We start from the raw sequence: 17755 nt of genomic DNA, 5'->3' as shown, positions 1-17755 counted from the left end.
GTTCTTGCGATGACGACCGCGCTCGCGCTGCCGGGGCTGCCTCTCCGCGCCCAAGCGGTCAACTACGCTGCGCTCCAGGACACGTTTGGGGAGCCGGTGACGACCAGCGTCAACGGCAAGCCACAGCGTGTATCTGATGCTGCCGCTTCGATCACGATCATCACCCGGGATCAGATCCAGCTGTCCCCGGCGCGGAGCGTCCCGGATCTGTTGGCGGCCTATGCCGGTGTCCAGGTCACGCATTGGACTGCAGGCCAAAGCGACGTTGCCGTGCGCGGCGGCGTACAGACCTACAACGCGCGTTTGCTGGTGCTGGTCAATGGCCGCCAGGTCTATCTCGATCATTACGGCATGACCGACTGGAACCTGCTCGGCATCCAGATCGACGAAATCCAGCAGATCGAGCTGGTGCGTGGTCCCGCGAGCGCCTTGTTCGGATTCAACGCCGCTGCCGGTGTCGTCAACATCATCACGGTCGATCCGCTCACCGCTCATCAGGCGACAGTCTCGGCCGAGGGTGGGACGCACGGCTATAGCAAGATTGGTGGCAGCTTCGCGCTACCGCTGCGGCCGAATCTCGGCCTATCGCTGTCGGCCGGCCACCAGAGGGAAAACGAGCGGGCCATTCCGTCGAGCTTCTACCAGCCTGCATCCATCGGCGACACGATCGCGGACCAGGCGGCGGCAACGCTGACGGCGACGCTCGATCCCGCGACCCGTATCGCTCTGAACGGGGGCTGGTCTTACAACCAGCAGCTCGAGTTTCTCCCGAGCCAGATCATCACCGAACAGCGGTTTCACAGCGCAACCGCGGGTCTGCAGGCCGATCACGATACGGGATGGGGGAGCATCACCGCGCACGCTTATTCCAATTTGCTCGACGCGCATTACGGCGTCACGACATCCGCGACGGACCCCATCGGCCAATCCGCGACGATCAATGTGCGCAATCGCATCGTCGTTGCCACAAGCGCCATGCTCATCCGGCTCAGTGAGGCGAATACGCTGCGTTTGGGCGGTGAATATCGCAACAATCAACTCTTCTCAGACAGGCTCTTTTCGCACCGCATCGGCTATCAGGTGGCTGCCGTGGATGGCATGATCGATTTGCATCCGACCGACAGAATCGCGGTAACGCTGGCCGCGCGGCTCGATCATCTCTGGCTTGGCCAGGGAGGCGCCCCCCAGCTGCCCCAGATCGATCCGATCGCGGCCTATCGCCGCGCGTTCAATGCGGTCAGCTTCAACGCTGCCCTTCTTGCGCGCGTCGGCGAGAACGGCCAGTTGCGGGTGAATGGCGGCCGCGGCATTCAGTCGCCCTCGCTGGTCAATTTCGGGTCGCGCGTCTTAATTGCCGTGGCAGGGGTGCCCTTGCCGATCTATCTGTCCGGCGACCCAAATATCCGGCCGGCAACGATTTGGAGCGGCGAGATAGGCTATACGCATAATTTCGCGTCCGGCCTCCGCCTTGAGGCCGGCGCGTTCTTTACCAGAACCGATAATGCCATCTCCTCGCCGGGAAATCCGATCGACATCGCGCTCGTCTTTACGCCCGCGCCGGTTGCGGTGACCCGGTTCGCGAATATCGGCTGGTTCGAAAGTCGGGGCGTCGAGATTTCCGCCGACGGCAAGCTGTTGCCCCGGCTGAACTGGCACGCGAATTACACGTGGACGCATGTCACCGAAGATCTGCCTGCGGATCGCATTCCCTATATTTATCCGTTGCTGCCACGCCTCACCACGCCGGAGCATGTCGCCAATCTCGGCGCGGATTATAGCGCGGGGCGTTGGTCCGCCAGCGCAGTCGCACATTATACGTCGGCAACCTCACAATTCGCATTCAGGGCTCCCGGCACCCTGCTGATGGTGGCGGTGCCGCAAGCGGTCGCGATCGATGCGAAGCTCGGGTATCGCTTTACGCACCAGCTGACCGGCTATGTGGCGGGGGACAATCTTACCGATGCCAGCGGCGCCGACGGATCGCCGATTGCCGCCGACCGCCGGCTGAGGATCGGCGTGCGGCTCGTGCTATGACGCTGTTGAACAGCCTTTCGGATATGTTGGAGCGGCGGCTCAGGCTGCAGGATCGTCCGCTGCTCCTGAAGTTCGCCGCGGCGCCCGCCCTCATGCTTGTGCTGTTCGTTATCGCGACCGCGATCAGCCTGTCCGCGCTGATCTACGCCCAGCATGCCACCACCGTGATCGTCGAGCGGGATATGCACATTGCAACCGAGCTCGGCTCGATTGCGGCGCGCTTCGATCATGAGGACGGCAACCTTTACCGCTTGCTCGTCGAAAAGGCCTCCGGTGGTCATCCCGACACCGCCAAGCGCGAGGCTGCGATCCAGGCGAACCTGCACCGCGTACGGGAAGACCTGTCCCGGATCCGCCCGGCATTGCCCGCGTCCGAGCAGAAAGGCGCGACCGCCGTACTGGCGCAGATTGACCGCTACGCCGAGGCTGTGACGGTGGTCTCTTCGATGCTGGACATCGATTTCTCGGCCAGCACGGCGATGCTCGCACCGTTTCGCACCAATGCCGATCGGGTTATCGCCGATGTCAACGCGATGGTCGCCGCGGGCGTCGAAAGCACCCGCCAACATGCCGCGATCGCGGCGCGCCGCACGCGCATTCTGGTGGCCATCGTGGCCTTGTCGGTGTTCACGCTGGCGGCGGTCGGTCTCTTCGCCGCCGTCGCGATCGCGCGCGCGACAATTCGTTCGATCAAGCGGATCGCCGAGGTTACCGGTTCGATCGCCGCCGGGCGTTACGAGATCGATCTCGGCCTCTTCGCGCGTGGCGACGAACTCGGTCAGATCGTCGCGGCGTTACGCACGTTCCGCGCCCAGGCGATCGAAAACATCATGCTGGAACGCGCCGCGACCGAAGAGGAGCAGCGCAATGCCGAGGCGATGGCGCGCGCCGAAGCTCGTAACGTTACCGAACGGCGCACCATGCTGGAAGCGCTGACGCATGAGTTTGAGATCAACGTCCGGGCCATGATCGGAGAGGCTTCGGGGACGATGCAGCGGCTCGAGCACCACGCCGCCAATCTCGATCAGACGATCATGGTCGCCAATACGCTCGCGTCCGACCTTGAAAACGTCGCGCAGGCGTTCGTCAGCGAAATGTATCAGGCTGATACCGCAACGCGCGCGCTGACAACTGCGATCCGCGAGATCGATCAGGAGACCGAACGCACTAGCACCATCGCCACCACCATCCTGGCGCGCGCGACGAGCGCGCAGACCGAGGTGAGCGCATCGGAGCAGCGCGCTGCGGAGGTGGAGCGGGTGGTCGATGTGATCGAGGGCATTGCCCGCCAGACCAATCTGTTGGCGCTCAATGCCACGATCGAGGCGGCGCGTTGTGGCGAAGAAGGGCGCGGTTTCGCCGTGGTTGCCGGCGAGATCAAAGCGCTTTCCCATCGCACTACCGGCTCGGCGGGGAATGTGCGTCGCCAGGTGCGGGAAGTTCAGGAAGGCGTCTGCCGCGTCGTTGCGGAAACGGCCGAACTCTCCACCCTCATTGAACAGATGGATGCGATCGCCAAGCGCGTTTCGGCGACATCCAGCGATCAAGCGCGATCAACCGGCATGATCGATGCGCGGATCGAAGCGATACGCACCAGGGTGTCGGCGCTGTCCGATATGAGTGGCAGCATCCGGGCCGCAGCCAACAATAATGAGCAACTCTTGAGCGAATTGCGCAGAGACAGCCTCTCTCTCCAGGGGACACTGTCCGGCCTGAGTTCGGACGCGCAGGCATTCATCGGGTTGTTGCGGAACGCCGGTTAGAGACCGAATGCCCGGCTTGCTGAAACAAAAATTGCGGCAGAGCGATGCTGCGGTGCACAATTTCAGTTGAACATGATTTTAAGTCAGTCCATTCTCCGGCGATGGAATGCAGACCTATCCTTGAAGCCATTGCTCTCCGCCGCTGCCTGGAAGTGATTTACAACCGGACGCGAATGAAGCTTGCCCCGCATATCCTCTACACGCGCCACGGCGATCTGTTTCTGGACGCGGTCGCGGTCGAGCGGGAGGGGCGGGTGCCCGGCGAGCTCAAGCTCGGCACGTTCAAGCTGGCCGGGCTCCAGATCGACGAGCTCGCCGCGAAGACCTTTCAGCCTTTCTCGGAGTTCGATCCGCAGCAGCAGAAATATCAGGGGACGACGCTGCTCGCGGTCGCCTGAGCGCGACCTGATCAGCGCGTCCGGACGTATCGGCCGGGCGCATCTTCGATCGCGGGCAGGGGGCCTTGGCCGGGAATCCGAGCGCCCGTCGCCTTGACCTCACCGTCGCTCCGCGCCTTAAGCCAGGCGCGCCATGCGGGCCACCAGCTGCCCTGATGCTCGGTCGCGCCTGCGATGAAATCGTCGAGCGTCTCGGCCTTCTGATCATTGGTCCAATAGCCGTAGCGGTTGGCCGCGGGCGGGTTGACTACGCCGGCGATATGCCCCGATCCCGCCAGCACGAACGTCAGCGGTCCTTTGAAATGATGCGTCACCTTCCAGACGCTCTGCGCCGGGGCGATATGATCCTCGCGCCCCGCCTGGATGAAGGCCGGGGTTTTCACTTTCGTCAGATCGATCGGCACGCCGCCGATGCTGGTGCCGCCGGGCTGGACGAGCAGATTGTCGCGGTAGAGATCGGTCAGATATTTGCGGTGCCAGTCCGCCGGCAGGTTGGTGACGTCACTGTTCCAATGGAGCAGATCGAAGGCGGCATAATCCTCCGCCAGCAGGTAATGGTTGACGACATAGTTCCAGATCAGATCGCGGCTGCGCAGCAGATTGAAGCTCGCCGCCATATAGCGGCCGTCGAGCACGCCATCGGTCACCAGCGCATCGATCATCGCCATCTGGCTATCGTCGATCATCAGGCTGAGCTCGCCCGCATCGGCGAAATCGACCTGCGCGGTAAAGAAGGTGGCGCTGGCGATGTCTTCGGCGTGACCGGTCGCCGCCGCCCAGGCGAGCAGCATCGCCAGCGCCGTGCCCGCCACGCAATAGCCGACGACATGGACGGAGGGCACACCCAGCAACTGGCGCACCACCGTGATCGCCTCATATTCGCCGGCGATGACATAATCGTCCATCGCCACATCGGCGATGCTCGCGTCGGCCGATTTCCAGGAGACCATGAACACGCTGAGCCCCTGATCCAGCGCCCACTTCACGAAGCTCTTCTTGGGGCCGAGATCGAGGATGTAGAAGCGGTTGATCCAGGGCGGGAAGATGACGATCGGGATCGCGTCCACCTTGGGCGTGGTCGGCGTGTAGTGGATCAGCTGGAACAGGCGGTTTTCGTAGACCACCTTACCCGGCGTCGCGGCGATGTTGCGGCCGATCTCGAAGGCATCGGGGCTGACGTGGCGGATCTGGCCTGCCGCGGCATCCTTGAGCATCCGCTCCATGCCGGTGATGAGGTTGGCGCCGCGGGTCTCGATGATCCGATCGATCACCTTGGGATTGGTCAGCGCGAAATTGCGCGGGCTCATCGCATCGAGTGCGGTCTGGGTGGTGAAGCGCAGTTGATCGCGTTGGCGCGGATCGAGCATCTCGGCCTCGGCGATCCGGCCTAGAAGGGTTGAGGCGAAAATCTCGTAGCTCTGGTTAAACAGGTCGAACAGGGGCTGCTGCCACTCGGAGGCGCTAGCCTTTCCGGGGAGCATCTTCTGGAGGAAAGCCATCGCTTCGTCCCAGCCCGCGCGACCGCCGTCAGCGGTCTCGGCGAAGTTGGGCAGCGCCTTGCCCAGCGTATCGTTGAAGCCGTCCAAGGCCTGCAGCGCGGCGGTCGCGCCATATTCCATCAGCAGCTGCTGCGCCTGACCGATGATGCCCGTCCAGTGCGCCAGCTCATCGAGCAGCGCGCGGCCTTTGAGCTCGATCTGGTCCACGTCCGCCATAAATGCCCTTCCACCACGCTTCGCGCTGCCATTTGTCGGCCGAACGCCCTATAGGCGGCTTCGCCCTGCCGAAGCGAGCATTCCAGCCCGTTTTCGTGAGGCGTTTCAACCGAGGATATGATGAACGACGATTTCTACCGCATCCGCCGCCTGCCGCCCTACGTGTTCGCCGAAGTGAACGCGATGAAGGCAGCGGCGCGCGCGGCGGGCGAGGACATCATCGATCTCGGCATGGGCAATCCGGACGGCGCGCCCGCGCCGCACGTCATCGAGAAACTGGTCGAGGTGGCGCGCAAGCCCGATGCGCACGGCTATTCGGCCTCGTCGGGCATCCCCGGCCTCAAGAAGGCGCAGGCCGCTTATTATGCGCGTCGCTTCGGCGTGGAGCTCGATCCCGCCAAAGAGGTGGTGGTGACCTTGGGCTCCAAGGAGGGGCTGGCAAATCTCGCCCAGGCGATCACCGCGCCGGGCGATGTCGTGCTCGCGCCCAACCCGAGCTATCCGATCCACACCTTCGGCTTCATCATCGCGGGCGCGGCGATCCGATCGATCCCGGCCGCGCCGGGGCCGGATTTCTTCACGCGGCTGGAACATGCGGTCAATTATACCGTGCCGAAGCCTTCGGTGCTGGTGATCGGCTATCCGTCCAACCCAACGGCCTATGTCGCGGACCTCGATTTCTACACCAAGGTCGTAGCCTTCGCGAAAGAGCATAAGCTCTGGGTGCTGAGCGATCTCGCCTATGCGGAGATTTACTTCGGCGATACGCCGACGCCGTCGATCCTGCAGGTGCCGGGCGCCAAGGATGTGGCGATCGAGTTCACCTCGATGTCGAAGACCTATTCTATGGCGGGCTGGCGCATCGGCTTCGCGGTGGGCAACCGCCAGCTGATCGCGGCGCTGACGCGGGTGAAGTCGTACCTCGATTATGGCGCCTTCACCCCGATTCAGGCGGCGGCGGTGGCCGCGCTCAACGGCCCGCAGGATATCGTCGAGCAGAACCGCAAGCTCTATAAGGCGCGGCGCGATGTGATGGTGGAGAGCTTCGGCCGCGCCGGCTGGGATCTGCCGCCGCCCGAAGCATCGATGTTCTGCTGGGCTCCGATCCCGCCCGCGCTGCGGCATCTGGGATCGATGGAGTTTGCCAAGCAGCTCATCCAGCATGCCAGCGTTGCCGTCGCGCCGGGCGCTGGCTTCGGCGAAGAAGGCGAGGGCTATGTGCGGCTCGCGCTGGTCGAGAATGAGCATCGCATCCGCCAGGCGGCGCGCAACGTGAAGCGTTACCTGAGCTCGATGGGCGTCAACACGCCGGCGCGCACCGCGGGCTGACGATGTTTCCGCTCGAAGTCGACGATATCCTGCACGTCACGAGCCTCGCGGGCCTGACGAAGCTGATCCAGCTCTCGTTGGGCCCGGTCTTCCTGCTGAGCGCGATCGGCACGATCCTCAATATGCTCGCCGGGCGGCTGTCGCGGATCGTTGATCGCGCGCGGCATATCGAGGAAAGGTTCACGCCCCGCGACCATCCCGATCACGCGCTGCAGGTGCGTGAGCTGCGTATCCTCGATCGCCGCATGAGCATCGTCAACAACGCCATCTTCCTGGTGACGGCGAGCGCGGTGATGCTGTGCACGGTGGTGGCGGCGATGTTCCTCGCCCGGCTGGCCGGCTTCGGCTTCGCGCGGACACTGGCGCTCTGCTTCGCGCTATCGCTGCTGTTGCTGATCGCGGGGCTGGTGATGTTCCTGATCGAGGTGCGCGTCGCGGTCGCGGCGATCCGCGTCAGGGACGAGTTGCTGGAGCGGAAATAATCCGGAACGGAAGAAGGGCCGCCGCATCGCTGCGACGGCCCTTCCAACATGGGTCAGCGGCCGGATAGGCGGCCCGGGAGACCCCCGGCTTGCTTACGCAAGCGTCTCCCGAACGGACTGAACCGACCCCCAAGCTGAACCATGAGACATCGGTCACCTCCTTTCGCTAAGTTGATAAGCAGGGGTGAGATTATCGTCCGGCGGCGCGCATGCAAGACTTGCGATTAACTTTTTTCGCGTCAAGATACTGCGCCTGGTCTCAGCTGCGGCAATCCTCGATCACGCGGCCGGGCTCTGCCCAGGCGGGCAACACCAGTTCGGGCAGGCCGGGCGCGTCGATCGTGAAGCGGCCGCGGCTGAAGGCGATCTGATCGAGCAGCGGATCGGCGGCCGCCAGCGGAGCGGGCGGCAGCGTGCGCGCGCCGTAAGAGGTGCGGACGGTGAGCGCGGCGGCCGGCGCTGCCCCGGTGCGGATCAATCCGACGGTATGCGTCGCCTTATCGCAGCGCAAAGTGAATTGGGTGACGCCTTCCGGTGCATCGAAACGCGCGCTCGTCCCGCCGGGCTCGGTCCCGTAGCGCCAACTTCCCTTGGTCTCGGGTAAGTCGCGCCAATCGGTGGGAAGGGGCGGGGGTGTCGGCGGCGCGGATGGGGGCGGGGGTGCCGGCGCGGGCTTGGGGGGCGTGGCGCAGCTCACCGCCAGCAGGCCGAGCATAACAATGGAGAATCGGAGCGCGCGCATCGCGGGCGCTCATCGCATGATCGCTGCGCCGGCGGAACCGGGCGCGCGCCACAGCCGTTATGATTGCGGAAATTCCGCACCTTTTGCGGTTTGGTATGAGGAGTGCGTCATGGGTGAGTTCACCGATAAGCTGAAGGGCCATGCGAACGAGGCCGTCGGCAAGGCCAAGCGCGTGATCGGCGATGCGCTGGATCGCCCCGACATCCAGGCCGAAGGCGATGCACAGGAAGCCGTCGGCGATTTTCAGAAAGCCAAGGGCACCGTGAAGGGCGCGCTCGGCGACAAGATCTAAGCTGCTTCCACGCTAAATTTGGGGCGCGTCGGCTTGCCGGCGCGCCCTTCGCTGCGTCTGCCGGACATGCGCTTCACCTGTATCAATTGTTTCGATGAGGGAACCGGCTCATAAGCATGCACGGGGAGTATGTTCGTGCAAGCTTGGTTATTGCCCACGTTGGCCCTGCTGGCCGGGTATTTTCTGGGATCGATCCCCTTCGGCCTGCTACTGGCGCGGGCGACAGGGGCAGGCGATCTACGCACCATCGGATCGGGCAATATCGGCGCCACCAACGTCTTGCGCACCGGCCGTAAGGGGCTTGCGGCCGCGACGCTGATTCTCGATGTGCTCAAGGGCGCGGTCGCCGTTCTCTTCGGCGAATGGCTGCAGCCGGGCTTGGGCGCGCTGGGCGGTGTCGGCGCCTTTTACGGCCATATCTTTCCCGTCTGGCTGCGCTTTCATGGCGGCAAGGGCATCGCGACCTTCCTGGGCGTGGCGGCGGCGCTGCACTGGCCGAGCGCGCTAGCGTTTGCGGTCACGTGGCTCGCGCTTTCGCTGCTGACGCGATATTCCTCGGTCGGCGGCGTAGGAGCGGCGATCACAACACCCATCGTATCCGCCTTCTTCTTCCAGGCTGCGCTGACGCTGGTTTTCCTGGCCTTCGCGCTCACCGTGCTGTGGACGCATCGCGCCAATCTCGGCCGGTTATTCGAAGGCACCGAGCCGAGGATTGGACAAAAGGCGAGCGCCCCGCCAACCTGAAACGGATGATCGATGCGGGGGACATTGCCAAGCTGCGGCTGATCCGCACGCGATCGATCGGCCCGATCAGCTATCGGCAATTGCTGCTGCGTTTCGGTTCGGCGCAGGCCGCGCTCGACGCCTTGCCCGCCCTGGCGCGCAGGGGTGGGGGTGCGGCTCCGGTGATCGCAACGCCGGCCAGCATCGAATGCGAGGCGGAGCGCGTGTTCGCGCTTGGCGCGCGCTATCTGTTTCTCGATACGCCCGGCTTTCCGCCGGCCCTTGCCGAGATTGAGAATGCCCCGCCCGCGTTGATCGTGGCCGGCGACGTGGCGCTGCTGGGAAAAGCGATGGTGGCGATGGTCGGCGCGCGCAATGCCTCGGCTGCCGCGGTCCGCTTTACGCGCCAGTTGGCGGCGGATCTCGGCGCGGAGGGGAGGGTGATCGTCTCGGGCCTTGCCCGCGGCATCGATACCGCCGCGCATGTCGGTTCGTTGGAGACGGGTACGATCGGCGTGATCGCGGGCGGCATCGATGTCTTTTACCCGCCCGAAAACGAGAAGCTGCAACGCGCGATCGCCGGGCGCGGCCTGCTTATTGCCGAGATGCCGCCCGGCACCGAACCCCGCGCCCGCCACTTCCCCTATCGCAACCGGATCATCGCCGGCCTGGCCGAGGGCACGGTGGTGATGGAGGCGGCGCCGAAATCGGGCTCGCTGATCACGGCGCGGTTGGCGACCGAAATGGGGCGGGAGGTGATGGCGGTGCCGGGTTCACCGCTCGATCCGCGTGCGCAGGGCTGCAATCTGTTGATCCGCGAAGGCGCGACCTTGATCCAGAATGCCGCCGACGTGATCGAGAGTCTGACGCCGATCGCGGGCTTCCGCCTCGCCGAGCCCGTGCCGCGCTACGAAGCGATCGCCGAGGACGCCAGCGACGCCGATCGGGCGCGTGTGTCCGGTTTGCTCAGCCCAAGCCCGACGATGATCGACGAGATCATCCGCCAAGGCGAAATGCCCGCCGCCGTGGTGCAGACCGTGCTGCTCGAGCTTGAACTGGCCGGGCGGCTGGAGCGCCATGCGGGCGGGCGGGTCAGCCTGATCCTGTGATCACCTCTCGCTGAAAGAGCGTGATTTGTGAGGATTGTTTACGCGGGCAGGTTTGCGATGCCGCGCAAACCCGCCTAGTCCTGCCGCCATGCCTGCCCGTCATATCGCCCACGCCGTCGCCGCCGTGCTGCAGCCGCTGGGCGACTGGCATGGCTGGGTGACGGTGAAGGATTATCCGGTCGAAGCCGTGATCGCCGCGCAGGAAGGCGTCACCAGTTTCGCGCTGCCGATCGATGCCAACGGCCTGCCCACCGATTGCCAGGTCACCAAGAGTTCGGGCTCCAAAATCCTCGACGATCAGACCTGTGCGATCATGCTGATCCGCGCCCGCTTCCGCCCGCCGGTCGACAAGCGCGGTCGGCCGATCGCCGCCACCTATCGCCAGGCGATCCGCTGGCGCTTGCCGCCGGCGGCCAAACCGGAGTTGGTGGTCGACCGCAGTTTCGAGGCGATCTCCACCATCGCGCCCAATGGCAATGTCATCGATTGCCGGTTGACCGGGCCGGGCGCGGTGCGGCTGGGCCTTGCCAAGGGCAGCTGCGGGCCGTTCGGCGAACGCGGCTTCCTCACTTTCCTGATCAAGGACCAATATGCCAAGACGCGCAGTGCGGACGTTCGCCTGAGTGTGACGTTCGAGGGAGCATCGCCGCCGCAGCTCGCCAAGCAGCCTAACGTCTATCTTACGCTCGCCAAGGCGGCGATCGAGGTCGGCACGGACGGCAAGATGACCAGCTGCACCAGCGAGACCAAGCTGGCCAGCGGCGGCAAGACGTTGGACCTGTGCGAATTCGTCAAGGCCGATCCGCCGCGCTTCCCGCCGCAGCCTACGCCCCGCAAGGCGACCTTGTTGCTCGATCTCAGCGCCGCCTTCGACTGAGGCGGCAGACGGGCTCAGCGGCGGGGGCGGGTATCGTCCATCGCCGCGACCGCGACATGGCGGACCGGGCCGCCCATCACTGCATCGGGCGTATCGGCCATGTCGATCACGCACATCGTGCCGAATTCGGGATGCGGGCCGCAGGCGACGCCCGCGTAACGCAGGTGATCGGCGAACATCACGACCCGGTGGCCGCGATCGGCGACGCCGTCATCGATGATGAGCTGGCGGATCACATCCTCGGCATCCACCGCGCCATAAGCGATCACCTCGGCGACGGCCTTGCCGCCGCCGTGTCGTATCACGCGATCGGCGGGGCTGGCGCCATCGGCATCGAAGTGGCCGGTGCGGCCCGAGCGGCTCTGATCGGCGACATGATCGGCCGCCGCCTTCTGCAGGATTTCGGAGGGCTGGAGCATCTTGAGCGCCGCATGGGTCTGCAGAAACTCGATCGCCTCATCGACGGGGACGGTGCCCTCCTGCGTTTCGACATCGATGTTGTGGCCGGGGATCACCACCAGATTGGCCTTGAAGAAGCCGCGATAGTTCATCAGCGTTTCGACATAATTCGTCGGCTGCGCGCGCGCGACGTTGAACGCGGCGAGCACGTCGGCATTGAGCTGGTTGATATCGCCCGTGAAGCTGGGGTTGGTTGCGGCATTGGCGGGCAGCGCCGTGGCTGCAAGGACAAGCGCGAGAAACGGCACCGCACGCATTGAGGAACCCTTTACCAAACCGACAGCCAATCTTCACGCGGCATTCGGTTGAGGGGGCCATAACAAAATATAATGATTCGTGGAACAGATAAGCCGCGGGCTGCAAAGATTCTGCCGACCCCCGCCTGCCGCTGATTTCGGGCAATTTTCATGCCGCTTGACGCGCCGCCGCCGAACCGATCACCCTCGCACGCATACGCGAGGAATATTTGCCGCTCATGAAATTAGTCGTCGTCGAATCGCCTGCCAAGGCCAAAACCATCGAAACCTATCTCGGGCCGGGCCATAAGGTGCTCGCCTCCTACGGCCATGTCCGTGACCTCCCCGCCAAGGACGGATCGGTGAGCCCGGACGATGGCTTCGCGATGGAATGGGAAACCTATGCCGACAAAGCGAGCCGCCTGAAGGCGATCAGCGACGAAGCCAAGGGCGCGGATACATTGATCCTCGCCACCGACCCTGACCGCGAGGGGGAAGCGATCAGCTGGCACGTGCAGGAGGTGCTCAGGAAGCGCAAGGCGCTCCCCAAGGATGTGCAGCGCGTTACCTTCAACGCGATTACCAAGGCCGCGGTGCTGGAGGCGATGGCCCATCCGCGTGAACTCGATGAGGATCTGATCGATGCCTATCGAGCCCGCCGCGCGCTCGATTATCTCGTCGGCTTCACGCTCTCGCCGGTGCTGTGGCGCAAGCTGCCCGGCGCCAAATCGGCGGGGCGCGTGCAATCGGTGGCGCTACGGCTGATCGTGGATCGCGAGCGTGAGATCGAGGTGTTTCGCGCGCAGGAATATTGGTCTGTCGCCGCCACCTTTGAGCAGGATGGCGTGCCCTTCCTCGCGAGGCTGGTACGCTGGAACGACAAAAAGCTCGATCGCCTGTCGATCGGCAATGGCGGCGAAGCCGCGGCGGCCAAGCGCGACGTCGAGAATGGGCGTTTCACGGTTGCTTCGGTCGAGACCAAACCGCTCACCCGCAACCCGCCGCCGCCGTTCACCACCTCGACCCTCCAGCAGGAGGCGGCGCGCAAGCTCGGCTTCTCCGCCAGCCATACGATGCGTGTGGCGCAGGATCTCTACGAACAGGGCGCGATCACCTACATGCGCACCGATGGCGTGCAGATGGACCACAGCGCCATCTCCGCCGCGCGGGTTGCGATCGTCGATCGCTACGATGGCGGTTACATTCCCGAAAAGCCGCGCCTCTACACCGCCAAGGCCAAGAATGCGCAGGAAGCCCACGAAGCGATCCGTCCGACCGATTTCAGCAAGGACAAGACCGGCGGTGGTGATCATGCGCGGCTTTACGAACTGATCTGGCGGCGCGCGCTGGCAAGCCAGATGGCGAGTGCGCGGCTGGAGCGCACCACGGTCGAGCTGACCGAGGGCACCGGCCGCCATGCGCTTCGCGCCACGGGCCAGGTCGTGCTCTTCCCCGGCTATCTCGCGCTTTATGAAGAGGGCCGCGACGATGCCGAGGATGAGGATTCGAAGCGCCTGCCGCGGATCGGCGAGGGCGATGCGCCGGCGCGGCAATCGGTTTCGGCCGAGCAGCATTTCACCCAGCCGCCGCCGCGCTATTCGGAAGCGAGTCTCGTCAAGAAGATGGAGGAGCTCGGCATCGGGCGGCCATCCACGTATGCCTCGATCCTGCAGACACTCAAGGATCGCGAATATGTCGTGCTGGAGAAGAACCGCTTCATCGCGCAGGAGACCGGCCGGCTGCTGACCGCCTTCCTCGAACGTTTCTTCGAACGCTATGTCAGTTATGATTTCACCGCCGGGCTGGAGGACCAGCTCGACGATGTTTCGGGTGGGCGTGCGGATTGGCAGAAGGTGCTCGAAGCCTTCTGGAAGGACTTCAAGCCCAAGACGGTCGAGGTCGCCGAACAGAAGCCGAGCGAGGTTACCGCCGCGCTCGATCTCTTCCTCGCGCCTTTCCTGTTTCCCGATAAAGGTGACGGCACCGATCCGCGTGCCTGCCCGGCTTGCGCAGATGGCAAGCTGGCGCTGCGCGGCGGCAAGTTCGGCGCGTTTGTAGCCTGCTCCAACTATCCGGACTGCAAGTTCACTCGTCGCTTCGGCCAAGGCGGCCAGGAAGGCGCGAACGACGATACGGGGCCTCTGGTGCTCGGTCAGGATCCTGCGACGGGCGAGGAGGTTACGAAGCGCAGCGGACGTTTCGGCGCCTATGTCCAGCTCGGCGAAGGCAAGGATGCAAAGCGGTCGTCGATCCCCAAGGACGCCGGCGAACTCGATCTCGAACTGGCGCTCAAATTGCTGTCTCTGCCGCGCGAGATCGGATCGCATCCGGAAACGGGCAAGCCGATCAGCGCCTCGATCGGGCGCTATGGGCCCTATCTGCTCCACGATGGCAAATATGCGCGTCTGACCTCGACGGCAGATGTGTTCGAGACGGGCATGAACGCCGCGGTGGTAAAGCTGGCCGAAGCGGCGGCGGGCGGCGGCAAAGGGCGGGGCCCCGCGCGCGAACCGCTCGCCATATTCGGCGATAGTCCGGTGACGGGCAAGCCGGTCAAGCTGATGGAGGGCCGCTTTGGCGCTTATGTCACCGATGGCGAGACTAATGCGACTTTGCCCAAAGGCACTGACCCGGCGGCGCTGACCGCGGAGGTGGCGCTGGTGTTGCTCGCTGAGCGGGCCGCCAAGGCACCGGTGAAGAAGGGGCGCAAGACGGCGGCGAAGAAGCCTGCCGCGAAGAAAACGCCAGCCAAGAAGGCGACCAAAGCCAAATAACCATTTGCCCTGAGCTTGTCGAAGGGCCGTCCTTCTTCACTGGAAAGAAGAACGGTGCTTCGACAGGCTCAGCACGAACGGATTTTTAGATGAGGCTAAAGCTTCCAGCTCACATCCGCGTGGAAGGTCCGTTGCGGGAAAGGGTGGAAGAGGAAGTAGCGATCGTTGGTGACGTTATCGACGCCGAGGCCCAGCGCCAGATGGCGATCCACCTCTATCCGCGCGCGCAGATCGGCAACGAGATAGTGGCCGAAGCCCTGATAGGTCTCCTGCACCGTATCGCTATGATCGATCGTCGCCCAATTGCGGCTGGCGTAGCGCGCGGTGGCGGTCAGGGAGAGGCCGTAGAGGGGTCGCCACGTCGTGACGATCGTCGCCCGCCAGCGCGGCACCTGCGGCAGGAGCTTGCCTTCCGCTGCGGGCAGCGCGGCGTCGCGCGCAGTGATCGCATCGGCATAGGTGACGCTGCCCGAGACATCGACGTTGCGGATCAGATCGTCCTGCGCCGCCGCCAGCTCGACGCCGCGCGCCCGCGTCCGATCGACATTTTGCACGAAGGTCGAGATGTTGCCGCCGATCAGGCCGCTTTGCGAGATGAGCGCGTTGGTGATCCACTCGCCGAAGAAGGACAGGCGGATATTGCCGTGGACCGATCCGCGCTCGATCGCCAACTCCGCCGATCGGGCATGTTCGGGCTTGAGGCTTGGATCGGGAATCGCCGCGACCGGACTGGTGACGACCTGATAGAGTTCGGAGACGGTCGGGAAGCGGTAGGCTTCGCCGTAGGACAACCGCACCGTCCAGGGCGCGACGAAGTTCCAGGCCAACGCCGCCTTGGGCGAGAGTTTGGCGGCATCGCGCGCGGGCTGCTGCACCGAGACAGCGGGCGCGGTCGAGAAATTGACCCCGTCATAGGCGCGCCACCATTCCATGCGGCCGCCGACGGTGAGGGTCAGCGTGGGCGCGATCGTCCAGGCGTCCTGCGCCCAGAGCGCCGCCGTCCGCGTCCGTCCCGTCGATCGTAAGTTAAGCGCGCCCTCGCTACCGTTAAGCCAATCGGCGGTGGCGTAGCGGTTGCTCGCCAGCGTGAAGCGATCGATGTGACCGCCGGCGCTCAGCAGCTGGGGGCCGGCATGATAGGAGAGGCTGGCGTCGAACGTCTCCCAGCCGGTCCCGTCGAGCCGGGTGATGGTGCCGGCCCCGCCTGTGAAGGCGGACGGCAAGGCGCCGGTCGGCGTCCGCTGGCTGTCATGATCGAAGCGGAAGCGGGTGGCGACGATCCGCCAATTGAGCGCGCCGCCGGTGCCATCCAGCGTGACGGCATGGCTGCTGTCCCGCTCGAAATGGTTGTAAAGGCCGGCATCGAATGCGCTGGCCGCGACCGTGTAGGCGCGGCCGTCGATATTGAAGCTTCCCGCATAGGCGCTGTCTCCGCTCGCGGGGTTGCCGAGATAGCTTTGCACGCCCGCATGGGTATCGCTGAGGAACAGCGCGCCGGCATAAGTCAGGCGGATGCCGGGGGTCAGATCGTAGGCGGCCTTGAGCTTGAAGCGATCCTGCACCTGATGCTCGATCCCGCCTTCGCCCAGCACGCGGATCGCCGCGCCGGTGCGGTTGAGCGCAGGGACGCTGCCGGTGATGGGCGTGCCGATCGGACTCGACCCCGCTGGTTGTGTCGCGGTGATATAGCTCAGCGGCTGGCCCGTGCTGTCGACATGATCCACCGCCGCGAACAGGGCGAGCCTGCCGAAGCGATCTCCGATCGTGCCGCCGATCTGTTTCGCGGGCACGCTGCGCGAATGGCCGTAATAGCTGAATTGGCTGAAGCTGCTGGAGGCGTTGATCGTCGCCTCCAGGCGATCGGGCAGGCGGGTGGTGATCGAGACCACCGCACCGATCGAATTGCCCGGATAGGCCGCCGAGAAGGGGCCGTAGAGCACATCGATCCTGGCGATTTCTTCCGGCGCGACGAGGCTCCAGCGCGGGCTTGCCGTGCTGTTGTTGTTGCCGATCAGCGCCGAGAGCAGGGCTCCGTCCGCATAGATGAGGCTACGCGCGCTCGATCCCACGCCCGAAGTGCGCGTCGCGAGCGGCGCCTGGGTGTCCCCGATATGGCGTTTGCGGACGAGCAGGCTGGGGAGATATTTGAACGCATCCTCGGTATTCACGAGGTTGATGCGTTCGGCGATGGTCGTGGCATCGATGGTGGCGCGCGTGGTGGTCGGCGCGGTGTCGGCCTTGGGCGCGGTCACCACGATATCTTCGGCGGCGCGCACCGGCGCGGCCGTGAACGCCAGCAGCAGAGCGCTGGCGCGGAGAGTATTGGACATGTCTGAATCCCTGAATCAAGCGAGCGCGCTCGTCGGCGCGCATCATCGTTCGGCGGCGTTCAGACGGTCGGTGGACCCTGGGCAGGTGGCCGGAGCCGCGCGGTGCGCACGCGCGGGCTCGGTTGGCCGAGAATATGGCCGATGACGAAGGGCAGGGCGAGCGGCGCGGTCAGGACGATGGCATCGACGTGGCCCAGCCAGGCCATCGCCGCGACCCCGAAGGGGCAGCTTGCGGCCGACGGCTTATCGGGATCGCCGTGCTTGCCGGCCATTCCCGGCATCCCGGCCATCGCTACCATCTGATCGCCAGTGCCATCGCAGATCGTGATCGCGACCGAATTGCCGACTTGCGCGGGCATGTAGCCGGCGGGCACCGCCAGGCGGACCGCGAGCGCCAGCGCACAGGCCAGGGCCAGCCAGACCCTACGGGTCGTCAGCGCGTGGCGGAAGATGGCCATGGCGCGTCCATACGGGCGATGGTCAGCCCCGTCA

Annotated in this window: 15 protein-coding genes; 10 read left to right on the top strand and 5 right to left on the bottom strand. The window is 64.9% G+C overall.

Annotated features, from left to right (window positions below):
- Nucleotides 1-9: 9 nt before the first annotated feature.
- From FHS31_RS09170 to FHS31_RS09160, 3 genes are all read left to right on the top strand, one after another.
- Nucleotides 10-2034, top strand: a complete 2025-nt coding sequence (locus FHS31_RS09170; protein WP_167073089.1) for a TonB-dependent receptor plug domain-containing protein — start codon at nt 10-12, stop codon at nt 2032-2034.
- Complete coding sequence (locus FHS31_RS09165; RefSeq protein WP_167073088.1) at nt 2031-3797, top strand: methyl-accepting chemotaxis protein; 1767 nt, start codon at nt 2031-2033, stop codon at nt 3795-3797. Before FHS31_RS09170 ends, FHS31_RS09165 begins: the two co-directional genes overlap by 4 nt.
- 173 nt (nt 3798-3970) lie before the next feature.
- Nucleotides 3971-4195 carry a hypothetical protein gene (locus FHS31_RS09160; RefSeq protein WP_425057211.1) on the top strand — a complete coding sequence of 75 codons (225 nt, stop codon included), beginning with the start codon at nt 3971-3973 and terminating at the stop codon, nt 4193-4195.
- Nucleotides 4196-4206: 11 nt separating this feature from the next.
- Here FHS31_RS09160 and FHS31_RS09155 read toward each other — a convergent pair whose 3' ends face one another.
- Nucleotides 4207-5910 carry a PHA/PHB synthase family protein gene (locus FHS31_RS09155; protein ID WP_167073086.1) on the bottom strand — a complete coding sequence of 568 codons (1704 nt, stop codon included), beginning with the start codon at nt 5908-5910 and terminating at the stop codon, nt 4207-4209.
- Nucleotides 5911-6030: 120 nt separating this feature from the next.
- Here FHS31_RS09155 and FHS31_RS09150 point away from each other — a divergent pair, with 120 nt between their 5' ends.
- Complete coding sequence (locus tag FHS31_RS09150) at nt 6031-7239, top strand: LL-diaminopimelate aminotransferase (RefSeq protein WP_167073338.1); 1209 nt, start codon at nt 6031-6033, stop codon at nt 7237-7239.
- Nucleotides 7240-7241: 2 nt separating this feature from the next.
- Complete coding sequence (locus FHS31_RS09145) at nt 7242-7721, top strand: DUF2721 domain-containing protein (protein ID WP_167073085.1); 480 nt, start codon at nt 7242-7244, stop codon at nt 7719-7721.
- Between the two features lie 259 nt (nt 7722-7980).
- Here the strand turns inward: FHS31_RS09145 and FHS31_RS09140 are convergent, their stop codons facing one another.
- Entirely contained in the window at nt 7981-8463 is a 483-nt protein-coding gene (locus tag FHS31_RS09140; protein ID WP_167073084.1) for a hypothetical protein, read from the bottom strand.
- Nucleotides 8464-8572: 109 nt separating this feature from the next.
- Between FHS31_RS09140 and FHS31_RS09135 the strand changes: the two genes are divergently transcribed.
- The 4 genes from FHS31_RS09135 to FHS31_RS09120 all read left to right on the top strand — a co-directional run bounded on the left by FHS31_RS09135 (nt 8573) and on the right by FHS31_RS09120 (nt 11464).
- Nucleotides 8573-8755 carry a CsbD family protein gene (locus tag FHS31_RS09135; protein ID WP_167073083.1) on the top strand — a complete coding sequence of 61 codons (183 nt, stop codon included), beginning with the start codon at nt 8573-8575 and terminating at the stop codon, nt 8753-8755.
- Nucleotides 8756-8905: 150 nt separating this feature from the next.
- Nucleotides 8906-9499 carry a glycerol-3-phosphate 1-O-acyltransferase PlsY gene (plsY, locus tag FHS31_RS09130; protein ID WP_341786326.1) on the top strand — a complete coding sequence of 198 codons (594 nt, stop codon included), beginning with the start codon at nt 8906-8908 and terminating at the stop codon, nt 9497-9499.
- A gap of 5 nt (nt 9500-9504) precedes the next feature.
- Nucleotides 9505-10587: a DNA-processing protein DprA gene (gene dprA, locus FHS31_RS09125; RefSeq protein WP_167073081.1), complete on the top strand. Its 1083-nt coding sequence runs from the start codon at nt 9505-9507 to the stop codon at nt 10585-10587.
- 88 nt (nt 10588-10675) lie between these two features.
- Nucleotides 10676-11464: an energy transducer TonB gene (locus FHS31_RS09120; protein WP_167073080.1), complete on the top strand. Its 789-nt coding sequence runs from the start codon at nt 10676-10678 to the stop codon at nt 11462-11464.
- Nucleotides 11465-11478: 14 nt separating this feature from the next.
- Here the strand turns inward: FHS31_RS09120 and FHS31_RS09115 are convergent, their stop codons facing one another.
- Nucleotides 11479-12180 carry a CAP domain-containing protein gene (locus tag FHS31_RS09115; protein ID WP_167073079.1) on the bottom strand — a complete coding sequence of 234 codons (702 nt, stop codon included), beginning with the start codon at nt 12178-12180 and terminating at the stop codon, nt 11479-11481.
- 218 nt (nt 12181-12398) lie between these two features.
- Here FHS31_RS09115 and topA point away from each other — a divergent pair, with 218 nt between their 5' ends.
- A complete protein-coding gene (topA, locus tag FHS31_RS09110; protein WP_167073078.1) occupies nt 12399-14933 on the top strand; it encodes a type I DNA topoisomerase in 2535 nt (844 codons plus the stop codon).
- A gap of 95 nt (nt 14934-15028) precedes the next feature.
- Here the strand turns inward: topA and FHS31_RS09105 are convergent, their stop codons facing one another.
- Nucleotides 15029-17263, bottom strand: coding sequence for a TonB-dependent receptor (locus FHS31_RS09105; RefSeq protein ID WP_167073077.1), 2235 nt, complete (start codon nt 17261-17263; stop codon nt 15029-15031).
- A gap of 59 nt (nt 17264-17322) precedes the next feature.
- The gene (locus FHS31_RS09100) at nt 17323-17721 is read right to left on the bottom strand and encodes a DUF2946 family protein (protein WP_167073076.1); all 399 of its coding nucleotides are present in this window, start codon (nt 17719-17721) and stop codon (nt 17323-17325) included.
- Nucleotides 17722-17755 lie beyond the last annotated feature (34 nt).

Origin of the sequence: Sphingomonas vulcanisoli (assembly GCF_011761305.1) — a bacterium.
Classification (GTDB): Bacteria; Pseudomonadota; Alphaproteobacteria; order Sphingomonadales; family Sphingomonadaceae; genus Sphingomonas_I; species Sphingomonas_I vulcanisoli.
This window is presented reverse-complemented; position numbering and strand designations above follow the sequence as displayed.

What these genes read in the sequence shown, in the direction of transcription:
- FHS31_RS09170 (WP_167073089.1), top strand. Translation starts at nt 10, where the DNA reads ATGACGACCGCGCTCGCGCTGCCGGGGCTGCCTCTCCGCGCCCAAGCG.
- FHS31_RS09165 (WP_167073088.1), top strand. Translation starts at nt 2,031, where the DNA reads ATGACGCTGTTGAACAGCCTTTCGGATATGTTGGAGCGGCGGCTCAGG.
- FHS31_RS09160 (WP_425057211.1), top strand. Translation starts at nt 3,971, where the DNA reads ATGAAGCTTGCCCCGCATATCCTCTACACGCGCCACGGCGATCTGTTT.
- FHS31_RS09155 (WP_167073086.1), bottom strand. Translation starts at nt 5,910, where the DNA reads ATGGCGGACGTGGACCAGATCGAGCTCAAAGGCCGCGCGCTGCTCGAT.
- FHS31_RS09150 (WP_167073338.1), top strand. Translation starts at nt 6,031, where the DNA reads ATGAACGACGATTTCTACCGCATCCGCCGCCTGCCGCCCTACGTGTTC.
- FHS31_RS09145 (WP_167073085.1), top strand. Translation starts at nt 7,242, where the DNA reads ATGTTTCCGCTCGAAGTCGACGATATCCTGCACGTCACGAGCCTCGCG.
- FHS31_RS09140 (WP_167073084.1), bottom strand. Translation starts at nt 8,463, where the DNA reads ATGCGCGCGCTCCGATTCTCCATTGTTATGCTCGGCCTGCTGGCGGTG.
- FHS31_RS09135 (WP_167073083.1), top strand. Translation starts at nt 8,573, where the DNA reads ATGGGTGAGTTCACCGATAAGCTGAAGGGCCATGCGAACGAGGCCGTC.
- dprA (WP_167073081.1), top strand. Translation starts at nt 9,505, where the DNA reads ATGATCGATGCGGGGGACATTGCCAAGCTGCGGCTGATCCGCACGCGA.
- FHS31_RS09120 (WP_167073080.1), top strand. Translation starts at nt 10,676, where the DNA reads ATGCCTGCCCGTCATATCGCCCACGCCGTCGCCGCCGTGCTGCAGCCG.
- FHS31_RS09115 (WP_167073079.1), bottom strand. Translation starts at nt 12,180, where the DNA reads ATGCGTGCGGTGCCGTTTCTCGCGCTTGTCCTTGCAGCCACGGCGCTG.
- topA (WP_167073078.1), top strand. Translation starts at nt 12,399, where the DNA reads ATGAAATTAGTCGTCGTCGAATCGCCTGCCAAGGCCAAAACCATCGAA.
- FHS31_RS09105 (WP_167073077.1), bottom strand. Translation starts at nt 17,263, where the DNA reads ATGTCCAATACTCTCCGCGCCAGCGCTCTGCTGCTGGCGTTCACGGCC.
- FHS31_RS09100 (WP_167073076.1), bottom strand. Translation starts at nt 17,721, where the DNA reads ATGGCCATCTTCCGCCACGCGCTGACGACCCGTAGGGTCTGGCTGGCC.